The organism is Bradyrhizobium hipponense, assembly GCF_008123965.1.
Classification (GTDB): domain Bacteria; phylum Pseudomonadota; class Alphaproteobacteria; order Rhizobiales; family Xanthobacteraceae; genus Bradyrhizobium; species Bradyrhizobium hipponense.
The window spans coordinates 1-1,194 of the sequence record NZ_VSTH01000020.1; the positions used below are offsets into that span (position 1 = coordinate 1).

The 1,194-nt window shown below is 58.0% G+C and carries 1 protein-coding gene; it reads left to right on the forward strand.

Features of this window, described 5'->3' with window-relative positions; translation table 11 throughout:
* Positions 1 to 502: 502 nt before the first annotated feature.
* On the forward strand, positions 503 to 1,194 hold a 692-nt coding region (locus FXV83_RS07255), incomplete at its 3' end, for a diaminopropionate ammonia-lyase (RefSeq protein ID WP_235939334.1).

The window sequence follows — 1,194 nt, forward strand, 5'->3', positions numbered from 1 at the left end:
TATTTATGGACGGGCCCTAAGGTTGATAAGCCTAACAGAGGGATAGGTTCACGCGCTGATGGCGTCGCAAAACCCCTTTCGATGTCACTCGAATAATTGGCTCCCCGGCGCACAGACTGATGGAGACGGCCACGAGCGCGACAACCCAAGAAAAACGTCTTGGGGATTTGTGCAAGACGGGTGCAGCTCCGAGGCGTTCGCTTCATCAATCACATCCATCATCCCCAGCTTGCCATCCCTATTGGCTTTTCTCGTTGACCTGATAGCCGGAAAGGCTCAAGAGCTCCGGTGAGGCGCGGGCGACGACAGCATCGTTTTAGGCAACTTTGTCGGTCGCTCAGTCTCACTTCAATGCGTCGAGAGCCAGCGCAGCGAGGCTGCTGGTCAGCCGTTCAGGAGCTTTGGAGCCGGGACTTGGGGCCACCCTGCGCTCGCTATGCGACGCTATGCTCGAGAACAATGGGTTGATATTGAGCCATTGCTGGCAGGAGAGAGTCGAACCATGTTACTTCTCAACTGGCATCCCGATTACCGAGCTATCCTGGATGTCGCCGATGCGGACACCTTGAGTGTCGAGGCCGCTCGCGAAGTCGAGCGCTTTCTCAGGTATCGCGAAGGTCATAAGGAAACGCCGCTTCTTTCATTAGCAGGCCTCGCTCGTGAGATCGGCGTGGGCTCGATTCATCTCAAGGATGAGGGTCATCGACTCGGTCTTGGCAGCTTCAAGGCTTTGGGCGGCTCCTATGCCGTAATCCGGCTGGTGCTGCAGGAAGCAACGCGGCGACTCGGCCGAGACGTTGATGTGTCAGAGCTGCGAACTTCTGAAGTGAAAGCCGTAGCGCGGAAAATGACGATATCTTGCGCCACAGACGGCAATCATGGCAGATCAGTGGCGCAAGGTGCTCAGCTCGTTGGGGCAAAGTGCGCCATCTTCGTTCATTCAGGTGTCAGCGACGAGCGCATCACCGCGATCGCTCGCTTTGGTGCCCAGATGGTCCGAGTCAATGGCAACTACGACGACTCCGTCGACGAGGCGTCGCGAGTTGCCGCGGAAAACGGCTGGATCACGGTGTCTGATACATCCTGGCCGGGCTACGAGCGCATCCCCGGCTTGGTGATGCAGGGATATACCGCCCTGGTAAGCGAAGCACTGCGCCAGTTGCCCCGAGCCCCGACCCATGTGTTCGTCCAAGC